Source organism: Rothia sp. HMSC061D12, assembly GCF_001836735.1.
Taxonomy (GTDB): Bacteria; Actinomycetota; Actinomycetes; order Actinomycetales; family Micrococcaceae; genus Rothia.
Genome location: NZ_KV830305.1, coordinates 1,473,059 through 1,486,897, shown reverse-complemented (window position 1 = coordinate 1,486,897; position 13,839 = coordinate 1,473,059). Strand labels below are relative to the sequence as shown.

The following is a 13,839-nucleotide window of genomic DNA, read 5'->3' as shown; positions in this document are numbered from 1 at the left end:
GCACTCTGGAAGGTAGAGGAACCTACCGAAAGGAAACACCATGAAGCCCCTGAGTTATCGGGCGATTATTGTGGCGGCTGTGTGCGGTGCCGCTGCCGCTCTTATGGTGAATTCCGTGATGATTGGCGCCGGTTTTGGTGAGCTGAATTTTTCGTGGATGCTCGGCGCGGTGTGCCTGCTGGTTGCGGCGGGCGCCGTGTGGCTGGGTGTGCAGGTGGCTCGTTATCGTCGTATTCAGACGCGTGAGAAGGTACCCCATATGGGCCCGATTCTTGCGGCGCGTGCGGTGGCGTATGCGCAGGGTTCCATCATGACCGGTGCCCTGTTGACGGGCTGGTGCGCTGCGATTCTTGGTTACCATGTGGCGATGGTGTCTGTGCGCGGTTTTTCGGTGGTCTTTTGGGAGGTTCTTGTTAATTGTGTGGGCAGTGTTGCCCTGCTGATTGCTGGCCTGTGGGCTCAGCATTGTTGTCGTATTCCGCCGGAGGATGATGAGGATGCGGCCTCCTCTTCCGGTGCTGTAAAGCCGCGAGAGGGAGGAACCTATGTCGGCTCCTAACCAGAATAGTTATTCGCCGAATGGCCAGTATGGGCAGGACGCCCAGCAGGGTCAGTATGGTCAGGGCCAGCCTGCTCAGCAGAACCAGTACGGGCAGTACCAGCAGGCGGCTTACGGTCAGCCTGGTGCCCCGTATGGACAGCAGACCCAGAATGACCAGCAGGTGCAGTACGGTCAGCAACCACAGTACGGCCAGCAGGTTCCGCCCGCTGCCGCGTACCCGAACGCGCCTCAGCCGGTTCCCCCTCAGTCGGTTCCCGGGCAGCCGGCACCTTCTCAGCCGGTAAGCTCCCCGGCTGTACCCCCGCAAGCCGTGCCGGAGCCGCAGTGGGTGCCCGCCGCCTCCCGCTACCTGACGGTTCGTTTTGTTCACACTATTTCTGCCTTGGCGTTCCCGATTCTTGCGGGTGTTGCCCTGTATTGTGCGGGTGCGTTCTTCGGCGGCCCGGAGGCACTACGCATCGTCGGTCTGGCGGTGGTCGCGGTGTTTGGTCTGTGGGGTCTGTGGTGGATTCTGACCACGCCGCGCCGTACTCGCGCGCTCGGCTACGCGCTGGAGTCGAATCACCTGATGGCTCGCCGCGGTATCGTGTTCCGTTCGATGAGCTCCATGCCGTACGGTCGCATCCAGTATGTTGATGTGGATTCGGGTCCACTGGAGCGCATGTGCGGTGTTGCCCGCCTGACGGTGCGCACCGCGGGTACGACCACCGGCACGATGGTGCTGTTCGGTATTCCGCTGAACGTGGCGGAGGAGCTGCGTGCGGATTTGGTGCGCCGCGCCGATGAGCGAATGGCGGCACTCTAATGAGTACCCCGGTTCCGAATAATAACGCCCCGAACTCTCAGGAGCAGAAGTGGTGGCGTGCCGATATCCGCACGTTCATCATGAACCTCTGGTTCATTATTCTGCTGGCGTTTGGCTTCTTCCAGAGCATTATCCTGAATATTTTGACCACCCCGCCGAACGAGTGGGGCGCGCGATTGACGCAGGCATTTGACGAGAACAGTAGCTACTTCAGCGCGACGTATTCGCAGCTTATCGGCTTCGCCGTGCTCGTGCTGATTCTGGTTGCTGGCTCGATTGACTGGTGGTTTACCCGCTACAGCCTGGACGATTTGGCGATTCACCGCCGTAGCGGTTTTCTGTTTAAGAAGAACCGCACGATCCGTCTGGAGAGCGTGCAGAGCGTGGACATTTCGCGTCCTCTGGTGGCGCGTCTGCTGGGTCTGTCGGAGCTGCGTTTTGAGGTGGCTGACGGCTCTTCGGAGGCGCTGCACATCAAGTACGTTTCTGCCCGCAAGGCGGAGGTTCTGCGCCGCACCGCGATGGCGAGTATTAACCTGCTACGTTCGGAGGTGGCTGGCCGCCCGGTCGACGTACTGCCCGATAGCATGCAGATTTCGGCGGAGCGCATGCCGGATGCGGATCAGCTGCATCAGCCGTTCGAGGCATCCTATGAGGCGTCCTATGGTGCGCCTCGGCAGGACGGTACCGTACAGGACGGCACTCAGCAGGTCGCGCCTCAGCAGGGCGCTCAGCAGCTCGCACCCGAGCAGTCTGCACCCCAGCAACCCGCTGTATCCCGCCGCGGCGCTCGCGGTCGTATGCCGATGCCGGTCGCGGCTGACCCCTCGCAGCCGCCGATTTTCCGCATCTCGAATGTGCGTCTGATTGCCTCCATCATGCTGGAGCACCTGGTGTGGCTGGTGCCCGCCGTGGCCCTCATGCTGGGTGCAGCCGTCTTGGCTGCGGTGGTGAGCGGTGAGAACCCGTTCTTCATTTTCATGGCGTTGCTACCCGGCACCTTCGTGCCGCTGCTCGGTTACTTGGGTACGTTGTGGGCACGTTTTGACGGTGCCGCGAACTTCAAAATCACCCCGAGCGGTCAGGGTGGTGTGACCCTGCGGTACGGTTTTACCGGCACTCACACTCAGAATGTGATGGTTGAGCGTATTCAGGCGCTGGTGGTGGAGCAGTCCATTCTGTGGCGTGTGTTCGGCTGGTACCGCATCAAGATGACCATTGCCGGTATTGGTGTTGAGCAGAACGATAACCAGAAGCTGGTGACCCGCAATGTTGCCCTGCCGGTTGGTAATAGGCAGGAGACGCTGATGGTGTTGCGTCTGCTTCTGCCCGCCCTGGATGAGGCACAGGCGCAGGTGCTGCTGGACACCGCCGACGGTTCGTTGAAGCGTCAGCAGCCGCAGGTTCCGGCAATGATTGTGACCCCTTCATCGGCGCGCTGGATGGACCTGCTCACCTGGAAGCGTAACGGCGTGACCACGGTCGGTTACACTGCCGGTTCGGTGCAGGCGACTACCCGCATTGATTCTGATGCGGCGCGTTCGAGTGTTGGTGAGCATACGCGGGGCGACCTGCTACTGATTCGTGGCGGCTACTTTATCCGCACGCTGTCGATTGTTCCGGTCAGCCGTGTGCTGAGCGTGAGCCGAGGTCAGGGCCCGCTGCAGCGTGTCTTCGGATGCGCGAGCGTGCATTTCGGTACGGTGCCCGGCCCGGTACGCACGCTCATGATGCACCTGCCGCCGCGCGTCTGCGAGGACCTGGTGTGGTTGATGACGGTTCGGCTGGAGGGTATTGAGCCTTACTACCGCGTACCGGTGATGAGTGGGCACCCCTAAGCCAGCCCGTCAGCTGAGCTTCCCCGCAGGGTTAGCGGGCAGCAAAACTACAGAACGGGCCCTGCCGTCGGTGTTCTTCGTGACACCGGCGGCAGGGCTGCCGTGAAAGGGAGAATATACTTAAAGCCGTGATACAGCATTCAAAACCTGCGCGTTTGGGCATTGGAATTATTTCCGCCGGGAGGGTCGGATCCGTCCTCGGTGCGGCTTTGCGCGCCTGCGAGCACACTATTGTGGGTGTTCACGCGGTATCTGAGGCTTCTCAGGAGCGCGCCGCGATGCTGCTTCCCGATGTGCCGCTGCTGCCGGTGGAGCAGATTGCTGAGCGTAGCGAATTGCTGATTCTCGCGGTTCCCGATGATGAGCTGCCGGGCCTCATCACCTACCTGGCGTCCTCGGGAAGTATTACCGCTGGTCAGATTCTGGTGCACACCTCCGGCCGTCACGGCACCGAGGTTCTCGCACCGGCGACCGCGCTGGGCGCTATCGGTTTGGCGATTCACCCCGCCATGACGTTTACCGGCATGTCCGTGGACCTGCAGCGCCTGAACGGCACCTGCTTCGCAGTGACCGGGCCTGCACCGTTCATCCCGATTGCTCAGGCACTCGTGGTGGAAATGGGCGGCGAACCCGTGCACGTTGCCGAGGCCGACCGAGCGCTCTACCACGCAGCCTTAGCGCACGCCGCGAACCACCTCGTGACCATCCTGGGTCAGTCCCAGCAGATGCTCGCCTCCATCGGTATTGAGGACCCGGCACGCTACATGGGGCCGCTCGTGCGAGCCGCCGTGGACAATGCGCTCGCCAGCGGTGAGGGTGCTCTCACCGGGCCCGTGGCACGCGGAGACGCAGGCACCGTGAAGGCTCACCTTCAGGCTCTGAATGAGTACTCAGAGCATGAGAAAACAGGTGATATTACAGACTCTTATGCCGCTCTGGCACACGCAACCGCAAAAAGAGCGCATAATAGAGGTTTGTTAAACGATGAACAACTGGGACGAATTGAGAATCTGCTGGGTGAGTCTTCGGACCGCAACCACCCCGGTGATATTGATGATTCAGCCCCCGAAAACAAGGAGTTCTCGTCATGACTGAGACTTCGATGCCCCGAGTCGTGACCACCATTGCGGAGTTCCGCACGGCAATCACCGAATCTCTTGCCGCAGCGCAGGAGGAACTGGACCGGGCAGCCCGCCAGGAGGCGGAGCAGAACGGCACCGCAGTTCAGTACACGAACGCATCCCTGGGCTACGTGCCCACCATGGGCGCCCTGCACGACGGCCACGCAACCCTGTTGCGTCGCGCCGCTGAACAGAATGATGTAGTGGTCGCCTCCATTTTTGTGAACCCGCTGCAGTTTGGCCCCGGCGAGGATTACGAAGCATACCCGCGCACCCTGGAGGCAGACGCTGCCCTGGCTGGTGCCGCCGGCGTGAGCATCATCTTCGCACCTTCTGTGGAGGAAATGTATCCCGATGGTGACCCGCTCATCCGCATTTCGAGCGGCGAGCTGGGCACCAAGTTTGAAGGTGCGACCCGTCCGGGCCACTTTGATGGCGTGCTGGCCGTGGTCAATAAGTTCTTCAACATTATTCGCCCCGCAGCCGGTAACCACCCGGTGAATGCGTACTTCGGTCAGAAGGACGCTCAGCAGTACATCCTGATTCAGCGTATGGTGCACGATTTCAACCACGACGTGACCATGCGCCCTGTGGCGATTGTTCGCGACGATAACGGTCTGGCGCTGTCTTCGCGTAATGGCTACCTGTCGGATGAGGAGCGCGAGTCTGCCCTGGTGCTGTCCCGCACCCTGGCGATGCTGCGTGAGAATTCGCTGAACCGTGGCTTCCACGAGATTGATTTGGACGGTGCGCGTGAGCGTATCAACTCCACTCCGGGTGTACGCCTTGACTACCTGGAACTGGTCGACCCGATGACTTTCGGTGAGCCGACTGAGGAGTCGGAGCGAGTGCTGGCACTGGTTGCTGCGTTCGTTGGCCCGACCCGCCTGATTGACAACATGGACCTGCGCTAAGCGTTCGTTCGTTTAGAAGAGTCCCCAACACACTACACAGATAGGTATCACTGTGAGCACTGAGCACACTGCCGCACCGGCGATTGCTGATATGTCCGAGCAGATGCAGATTCGCCTGGAAAAGCGTGCGAAGCTGATCGAGTCGGGTCGCGAGGCATACCCGGTGGGTCTGCTGGATTCTGAGGGTAACCGCGTGGAACCCAACCACATTGAGGATCTGCGCGCCGAGTACGATCCGAAGCTGGCTGCTGAGGAGCTGAAGGCTGGCGACGAGACTGACCGTGTGGTGCATGTTGGTGGCCGCGTGGTGTTCGTCCGTAACACCGGTAAGCTGTGCTTTGCGACCCTGCAGGGTGGCACCGAGGGTAAGCGCATCCAGGCGATGCTGTCGCTGGCTGAGGTTGGGGAGGAGTCCCTATCTGAGTGGAAGTCCCTGGTTGACCTGGGTGACCACGTGTTCGTGACCGGCCGCGTAATTGTTTCTCGCCGCGGTGAGCTGTCCATTATGGTGACCGACTGGAAGATGGCGTCTAAGGCGCTGCGCCCCATGCCGGTTCTGCATAAGGACCTGAACGAGGAAACCCGTGTTCGCCAGCGTTACCTGGATCTGATGGTTCGCGAGGAGGCTCGCGAGCTGGTGAAGAAGCGCGCCCTGATTACCCGCACCGTCCGCCGCGTGCTGGAGGATCACGGCTACATTGAGGTTGAGACCCCCGTTCTGCAGCTGGTGCACGGTGGCGCGACTGCCCGCCCGTTCCGCACTCACCTGAACGCTTTCGACCAGCCGATGACCATGCGTATTGCGACCGAGCTGCCGCTGAAGCGCGCTGTGGTTGGTGGTATTGAGCGCGTGTACGAGATTGGCCGCGTGTTCCGTAACGAGGGTGTGGACTCGACCCACAGCCCCGAGTTCACCACCCTGGAGTGCTACGAGACCTACGCAGACCAGTTCGTGATGGCTGAGCGCATGAAGGAGATTATCCAGTCCTGCGCGAAGGCTGTTGGTACCGAGCGTATTGAGACCGAGAACGGCACCATCGACCTGTTCGGTGAGTGGAAGTGGGTCGGGGTGTACCCGGGCCTGTCTGAGGCTGTGGGCGTTGAGATCACCCCTGAGACTGACGCTTCTGTGCTGCGTGAGATCGCTGAGAAGCACGAGGTGGACATCGACCCGAAGTGGGACGCTGAGAAGCTGGTGACCGAGCTCTTCGGTGAGATTGTTGAGCCGACCCTGGTGAACCCGACCTTCGTGTACGATTACCCGCCGAGCGCTCAGCCGCTGGCTCGTCCGCACCGTTCCGGTGAACCTCTGATTGAGGCGTGGGACCTGATTATTGGCGGTATGGAGCGCGGTACCGCGTTCTCCGAGCTGATTGACCCGGTCATTCAGCGTGAGCGCCTGACCGCTCAGTCGCTGCTGGCTGCTGCCGGTGACGATGAGGCGATGGAGCTGGATGAGGACTTCCTGCGCGCCCTGGAGCACGGTGCGCCCCCGATGGGTGGCCTGGGTCTGGGCATTGACCGTCTGATTATGCTGCTGGCGGGCGACCAGGATCCGGAGCGTCCGGGTACTGTGGTGCGTCAGCCCGGTATTCGTGAGACTATTCTCTTCCCCTTGATGAAGCCGGAAGCCTAAGCTTTAGCTTCACCTTGAGAGGCGATAATGCGGCGGGTGCCGCGGATACGGTTGTATCTGCGGCACCCGCCGTTTTGTGTGCACTGTTTTGCACGGTGTATAGCTCCCGAGGTGGGGTTTTCTGTTTGTTTGCACAGGTCAGGGGCTTTTTTCGGTGCTTTTTTGCTCTATTCTGGTGCTGATTTATGCTGCTCTATTCGTTCTGGTGGGGGTTTCTGTTCTTATACACGAATGTGTTGCGCAGAAAAGAATGAGCTGTTGGGATAGGATCAGAATTTCGCTTTTGAATAGCCTAGGAATGCCTGGAGTGAATGGCGTATTGTGGGTGCCCGTGCGGATGATGTAATTCCTGGGGATTGTTGGTGGTGCCGTGTTGTGCATTGTTCGATATTGTCCCCATAGTGTGTGCCGGAGGAATCCAAAGTATTTGCACTCTAAACTGCGCATTAATGTGTGCGGGGTGGGTGAGGATTTAACGGAGATGAACGGAATGGATATATCGCTCAGGGCGATCAGCGCATTGTTTCATTATTCAGGAAGTTTTCGGAATCTTTAATATATTTCTGTTATTATGTGAAAGAAAATTAGTACATAAATATATCCGGCACACTATTTTCTCAATCTCCGATAGAGGCTTTTGGGTTTATCCACAGGATATATGCAACAGATGAGGAGGTGCCTCAATGGCACAGAAGGTTCGCATCATCCTTGAAGACGATCTCGACGGTGGCCCCGCAGACGAAACCATCCGTTTCGGCCTGGATGGCGCTCACTACGAGATCGACCTGTCCTCCGCTAACGCAGCTCGTCTGCGTGACGCTATCCGCCCCTTCGTGGCAAAGTCCCGCCGCGTGCAGGGTACCGCTACCCAGCGCACCCGTGCACCCCGCGGCACCGCTGCTCCGGTCAAGCGCAACCCCGAGACCGCAGCAATCCGCGAGTGGGCTAAGGCTAACGGCCACAAGGTCTCTGATCGCGGCCGCATCCACCAGGATATTCAGGACGCATACTACGAAGCAATGAAGGCTCAGGACTAAGGGTTCTACGCATTGCGTGTAGCCGGAGGGGTTGGTTCTTTAAGGTTCTAAACCTCCGGGTGCTTAGGGCGGACGGTGTTATCACCGTCCGCCTTTTGTTTTGCCCTCTTGTATGTGTTGTATGTTCTGCATATCTGAATGGGGCGGATGTTTTATGGCTAATTCCAATTAACTATTTACATGTAAAATATATTGAGCTGGTTGATGGGGCAATCGGTGCAATACCGAGAAGGGTATTGGTTGAACGCAGGGGCATAGTGCACATTCGGATTCTGCGTTCATTTAGATTTCATGCATCGGCAGGAACACTAAAGGTGTTGGCGCATTAATCTCTTTGATGCTGTTGTTATTCGCCGGGATATTCCCTCTGTGTGCGGTGTGGGGTCTACCCTGAATAGATCCGAAAATAATAAGCATGCTACCGTGTGCTGTCGTGGAGATTTCCCCTGATACTTCCCCCGAAACCACGATGATTATCAGCGGAAATTCTGTTGCGGATTGCCTGGGATTTATGTGGAAATATTCTGCCAATAATCGAGCCGTATATATTTTTGCGAATTATTGAAATTTCTCACGCAAACATATAAATTTTTAAAAATTTCTGCAATATATTCACGCGCGTGCAGAAAACTAGGGGTTCCTGTGTGGGTCTGTGTGGCTTCTTGTGTGTTCTACTCTCCCCAGCACCTTCGTATCGGCGCTACCGCCCCTCAGAGCCCACTTGCAGAGCCTCCGCACCTGCTTTCCGGTCTCTCCCTCACCTGTGGAGCTACTCCTTGGAACCTCCCCAAAATCCCGCGGAACCCCCTCCTAAGCGCCCGAAAACACGCTCAAAACGCCCCGAACAGCTCATCTGTTCTCTTGATGGCGAACAGGCGCCCACACGCGGGGCATAAACCCGCAGCTCAACGTACTCTTGTATCAATAGGAAAATGCAAGGAGTGCGTAAATGTTTGAACGCTTTACCGATCGAGCTCGGCGCGTTGTGGTGCTTGCCCAGGAAGAGGCACGCATGCTCAACCACAACTACATCGGTACCGAACACCTGCTGCTCGGTCTGATTCACGAGGGCGAAGGCATCGGTGCTCGCGCCCTGGAATCATTGGGCGTTACCCTGAACGCAGTACGTGAACAGGTTCAGGACATCGTCGGCCCCGGCCCCCAGGCGCCTAACGGCCACATCCCCTTCACCCCCCGCGCGAAGAAGGTTCTCGAACTGTCCATGCGCGAGGCTATTCAGCTGAACCACGGCTACATTGGCACCGAACACATCCTGCTGGGCATGGTTCGTGCGAACGAGGGCGTGGCAAACCAGGTGCTGGTCAAGCTGGGCGCTGAGCCTGCCGCTGTGCGCCAGGCTGTTATGGACCTGATTTCCGGCTACCCCGGCAACAACTCCGGTGAGAAGGAAACCGCCGGCGTGGGTGCAGGTAACTCTCGCGAAGGCACTCCCGCGGGTTCGACCATCCTGGATCAGTTCGGCCGCAACCTCACCGCAGCAGCGCGTGAGGGCGAGCTGGACCCGGTCATCGGCCGCCACAAGGAGATGGAACGCGTTATGCAGGTCCTCTCCCGCCGTACCAAGAACAACCCCGTGCTGATTGGTGAGCCCGGCGTCGGTAAGACCGCCGTCGTGGAGGGCCTGGCACAGGCTATCGTGCACGGTGACGTCCCCGAGACCCTCAAGGACAAGCACCTGTACACCCTGGACCTCGGCTCCCTGGTCGCAGGTTCGCGCTACCGCGGTGACTTCGAAGAGCGCCTGAAGAAGGTCCTGAAGGAAATCCGCTCCCGCGGCGACATCATCCTGTTCATCGACGAGATTCACACCCTCGTCGGTGCGGGTGCCGCTGAGGGCGCGATTGACGCTGCCTCCATCCTCAAGCCCATGCTGGCTCGAGGCGAACTGCAGACCATCGGTGCCACCACCCTGGACGAGTACCGCAAGCACATTGAGAAGGACGCCGCCCTGGAGCGCCGCTTCCAGCCGATTCAGGTTGAGGAGCCCTCCCAGGAGCTCGCCGTGCAGATCCTCAAGGGTGTGCGCGATAAGTACGAGGCACACCACCGCGTCACCATTACCGACGAGGCCATCGAGACCGCCGTGAACCTTGCGGCACGCTACATCTCTGACCGCTTCCTGCCGGATAAGGCTGTCGACCTGATTGACGAGGCGGGCGCACGCCTGCGCATCAAGCGCATGACCGCACCCCCGGAAATCAAGCTTCTCGACGAGAAGGCAGCCAAGCTGCGCCAGCAGAAGGAAGACGCCATCAACTCCCAGGATTACGAGAAGGCCGCAGGCCTGCGTGATCAGGAGCAGAAGGTCCTGGCTGAGAAGGAAGAAGCTGAGAAGGCATGGCGCGAAGGCGGCGACGCATTCGGCACCGTGACCCCCGAGGTTATTTCTGAGGTTCTTGCTGCTTCCACCGGTGTTCCGGTCTACAAGATCACCGAGGAAGAGTCGACCCGCCTGCTGACCATGGAGCAGGAGCTCCACAAGCGCGTTATCGGCCAGGAGCACGCTATTGCGGCGCTGTCCCGCGCTATTCGCCGTACCCGTGCAGGTCTGAAGGACCCGCGCCGTCCCGGTGGTTCGTTCATCTTCGCCGGCCCGACCGGTGTGGGTAAGACCGAGCTCGCTAAGGCTCTGGCGGAGTTCCTGTTCGGTGATGAGGATTCGCTCATCACCCTGGATATGTCCGAGTACCAGGAGAAGCACACCGTCTCCCGTCTGTTCGGTGCGCCTCCCGGCTACGTTGGCTACGATGAGGGCGGCCAGCTGACCGAGAAGGTCCGCCGCAAGCCCTTCTCCGTGGTCCTGTTCGACGAGGTGGAGAAGGCTCACGCCGACCTGTTCAACTCGCTGCTGCAGATTCTGGAAGACGGTCGCCTGACCGACTCGCAGGGTCGCGTGGTGGACTTCAAGAACACCGTCATCATCATGACCACCAACCTGGGTTCGCGTGACGTGAACCGCCGCATCCCGGTTGGTTTCCAGGCGATGGACGACACCGCAGCCGACTACGAGCGCATGCAGGCACGCGTGATGGAGAATCTCAAGGAGCACTTCCGCCCCGAGTTCCTGAACCGTGTGGATGACATTATCGTCTTCCCGCAGCTCTCCGAGTCTGAGATTCTGCAGATTGTGGACCTGTTCGTGGGTCGCCTGGCTAAGCGCCTGGCGGAGCAGGACATGTCCATCGAGCTGACCAACGCTGCGAAGGTTCTCATGGCGGCTAAGGGTTACGACCCGTCCATGGGTGCTCGTCCGCTGCGCCGCGAGATGCAGCGCAACATCGAGGATGCCCTGTCCGAGAAGATTCTCTTCGGCGACATCAAGCCCGGTGAGAAGATCACCGTGGACGTTGAGGGTGAGGGCGACTCCGCGAAGTTCGTCTTCTCTTCTCAGCCGATGAAGGAGCTGGCTCTGGACTCGGTGCAGGAGCTGAACGAGGGCGAGTCCTCCGAGGCTCCCGCTGAGGCTCCCGCAGCTGAGGGTCAGGGCAACGACTAGGCTCTCAATAGCTAAGTTTTAGCGCACTAAACGCCTGAGGGGCGGTACCGGAATTATTCGGTACCGCTCCTCAGGCGTTTCTATGCTTTTATAAGCCCCAGGAGCCTCTAGGAGCCTTTCTGCGGCGGGTACTAGAGCGAGACGAGCACTATATCGCCCTGGGTGACTTCGCGGGCGAGAGAGTCCGCCAGCAGCCCCGCATAGCAGCGCTGCAACTGCTCCGCCGCGGGGGATAGGGCGTACAGCGCCTTGAGCGGACGGTGTACCGCCGCGGGTGCATTCGCCGGGAACGCCAGATCGGGCGAAGAAACCGCAGCGGGTGAAGAGGTCGTGTCGCCAGCCGAGGCTACACCCGCACCCAGGATGAGGTCGCGCTCCACCGGCTCATGCGCCGCACGCAGCACCGCCATGACCGCGCCGCGCACCTGACGGTCCGTGCCGTGCCAACTCTGACCCTTGGGGGTGTAGTCCGCCTCCGGCTTGCCTGCCGCAACCCAGGCACACAGATCCTCCACCGGGCACAGCTCGCAGGTCGGGGACTTCGCCGTGCAGACCAGCGCACCGAGCTCCATGGTCGCCGCATTCCACAGGCAGGAGGTGGGGGTATCGGCGGGCATGAGCGCCTCCGCCAGGCGAGTCTCAGCCGCCGTCAACGAACGCGAGGGCAACGCCTTACCGGACACAGCGCGCGCGTGCACGCGGCGGATATTCGTATCAATCACCGTGGCGCGCAGGCCGAACGCGAACACGCTAATCGCCGCCGCTGTGTAGGAACCCACGCCCGGCAGATCCAGTAGCGCCTCGTAGTCGGCGGGAACCTCACCGCCGTGCTGCTCCACAATCGCCACAGCGGCACCGTGCAGACGCTGCGCGCGGCGCGGGTAACCCAGGCGGCCCCAGGCGCGCACCGCTTCCGAGGTGGGCTCGGCGGCAAGGTCAGCGGGGGCGGGCCAGCGGCGCATCCACTCCTCCCACACGGGCAGCACGCGCTTGACGGGGGTCTGCTGTAGCATGAACTCGCTGATCATCACACCCCAGGGGGTGCACTCGTCGCGGCGCCACGGAAGGTCGCGTGCCTGGTCGAGGAACCACTGGTTGATGCGTTGGTGAAGCGCTTCAACATTAGTTCCTTCAGGGAGGTGTTGGGTAGGGGCGGATGCTTCTGTGGTCATCCGAAAAGCCTACGCCACGGGGCATATATTCCCAAAACCGCATGAACAGAGTTCACTGTGAATCTCAGGGTTAAACCCGGTATCCTTGAAGTATGTCTGAAAATGGTCCCGTTCTGCCTCCCGAAGTGTACCGCCGCCGTCGTATCGTGGCGGTTATTGCTCTGCTCGCTGTCATTCTGCTGCTGGTCGCCGGCGTGACCTCCATGGTCGGCATGATTAACGGCAAGAAGGACGCCACTGTAGCCTCCACCGCGACGGCTTCCGGTGCGCCCTTCCAGAGCTTCAGTGCTCGCCCCTCCGAAACTGCTTCGGCAACCCCGTCCGCTAGTGCGACTGCCTCGGCTACCGCAACTGCCTCGGCTAGCGCTTCGGTAACCCCTTCGGTGACTGCATCTGCAGCACCCACTGCAAGCGCGACCACCGCTACCCCCGTAGCAACCCCGACCGCTCCCGCACCTGCTCCGAGCGTGACCACTGCGGCTGTCGCGGCGGCATGTACCGCGAACGACCTAAAGGTGACCGTCACCCCCGCGAAGCGTACCTTCGCAGCCGGTGAGCAGGTGTCCTTCCACGTGACCTACACGAACTCCTCGAAGACCCCCTGCGCTGTGGGCGGCGAGGGTGCGAACACCGGCGTGGACCTGAACATCACCTCCGGTGCGGCTCAGGTGTACACCCGCAGCCTGTGCGCAGCGACTGCCGTTCAGAAGGCTGAGGTAGCCGCAGGTGCCGAGGCGGCAACCGACCTGGCGTGGGACCGTAAGATCAACGTCCTGGGTTGCTCTTCCGCTTCGACCGCTCAGAAGGGTTCTTACTGGGCGACCGCCACGGTGAATGGTGTGAGCTCGGCTCCGGTGAACTTCGTTATTCAGTAGTTCGCCTGCCTGATGTTCACAACGTCTGAACTTTCATAGTTTTTGCCCGTGAATGGGCGCGAAAAGCCCCCGTGCTGGATGATCTCCGGCGCGAGGGCTTTAGCTTTTATCTGGTTGCTACTTGGAGGCGCGAGGCTTGGCGAAACGGCGCTCGCCCAGATACCCGAGCAGGCTACCGAATGCGGTCCACTGCAGTGCCGCCAACAGCAGGGTGGACAGGTCGGTCACCTCAAAAGAATTGGGGATGACCTTGAACCACAGCAGCGGCAGGTAAATCAGGAACAGGATGGGGGACGCCCACACGAAGAACGGGACGGGGCGCTTGGTGCGTGAGTACGACATTGTGACCTCCTTGGGGTGTC

11 protein-coding genes are annotated in these 13,839 nt (G+C 60.3%); 9 read left to right on the top strand and 2 right to left on the bottom strand.

Annotated features, from left to right (window positions below; genetic code table 11):
* Nucleotides 1-40: 40 nt before the first annotated feature.
* The 8 genes from HMPREF2682_RS05905 to HMPREF2682_RS05870 all read left to right on the top strand — a co-directional run bounded on the left by HMPREF2682_RS05905 (nt 41) and on the right by HMPREF2682_RS05870 (nt 11,430).
* Nucleotides 41-559, top strand: coding sequence for a DUF3180 domain-containing protein (locus HMPREF2682_RS05905; protein WP_005507616.1), 519 nt, complete (start codon nt 41-43; stop codon nt 557-559).
* Nucleotides 546-1,367, top strand: coding sequence for a PH domain-containing protein (locus tag HMPREF2682_RS05900; RefSeq protein WP_070832261.1), 822 nt, complete (start codon nt 546-548; stop codon nt 1,365-1,367). The genes HMPREF2682_RS05905 and HMPREF2682_RS05900 overlap by 14 nt, the downstream gene beginning before the upstream one ends.
* A complete protein-coding gene (locus tag HMPREF2682_RS05895) occupies nt 1,367-3,205 on the top strand; it encodes a PH domain-containing protein (RefSeq protein WP_070832258.1) in 1,839 nt (612 codons plus the stop codon). Before HMPREF2682_RS05900 ends, HMPREF2682_RS05895 begins: the two co-directional genes overlap by 1 nt.
* A gap of 128 nt (nt 3,206-3,333) precedes the next feature.
* Nucleotides 3,334-4,296, top strand: coding sequence for a Rossmann-like and DUF2520 domain-containing protein (locus HMPREF2682_RS05890; protein WP_070630058.1), 963 nt, complete (start codon nt 3,334-3,336; stop codon nt 4,294-4,296).
* Complete coding sequence (panC, locus tag HMPREF2682_RS05885; protein WP_070832254.1) at nt 4,293-5,240, top strand: pantoate--beta-alanine ligase; 948 nt, start codon at nt 4,293-4,295, stop codon at nt 5,238-5,240. The genes HMPREF2682_RS05890 and panC overlap by 4 nt, the downstream gene beginning before the upstream one ends.
* Before the next feature lie 52 nt (nt 5,241-5,292).
* Entirely contained in the window at nt 5,293-6,876 is a 1,584-nt protein-coding gene (lysS, locus tag HMPREF2682_RS05880; protein WP_005504365.1) for a lysine--tRNA ligase, read from the top strand.
* Nucleotides 6,877-7,559: 683 nt separating this feature from the next.
* A complete protein-coding gene (locus HMPREF2682_RS05875) occupies nt 7,560-7,913 on the top strand; it encodes a histone-like nucleoid-structuring protein Lsr2 (protein WP_005504366.1) in 354 nt (117 codons plus the stop codon).
* 949 nt (nt 7,914-8,862) lie between these two features.
* Nucleotides 8,863-11,430, top strand: a complete 2,568-nt coding sequence (locus HMPREF2682_RS05870; RefSeq protein WP_070832251.1) for an ATP-dependent Clp protease ATP-binding subunit — start codon at nt 8,863-8,865, stop codon at nt 11,428-11,430.
* Between the two features lie 131 nt (nt 11,431-11,561).
* Here the strand turns inward: HMPREF2682_RS05870 and HMPREF2682_RS05865 are convergent, their stop codons facing one another.
* Nucleotides 11,562-12,602, bottom strand: coding sequence for an HhH-GPD family protein (locus tag HMPREF2682_RS05865; RefSeq protein ID WP_070832249.1), 1,041 nt, complete (start codon nt 12,600-12,602; stop codon nt 11,562-11,564).
* A 92-nt stretch (nt 12,603-12,694) separates the two neighbouring features.
* Between HMPREF2682_RS05865 and HMPREF2682_RS05860 the strand changes: the two genes are divergently transcribed.
* On the top strand, nt 12,695-13,477 hold the full coding sequence (locus tag HMPREF2682_RS05860; RefSeq protein WP_070832246.1) for a hypothetical protein: 783 nt from the start codon (nt 12,695-12,697) through the stop codon (nt 13,475-13,477).
* 117 nt (nt 13,478-13,594) lie between these two features.
* On the opposite strand, the gene HMPREF2682_RS05855 is transcribed toward HMPREF2682_RS05860, so the two are convergent.
* Complete coding sequence (locus HMPREF2682_RS05855) at nt 13,595-13,819, bottom strand: hypothetical protein (protein ID WP_060824234.1); 225 nt, start codon at nt 13,817-13,819, stop codon at nt 13,595-13,597.
* Nucleotides 13,820-13,839: the final 20 nt, after the last annotated feature.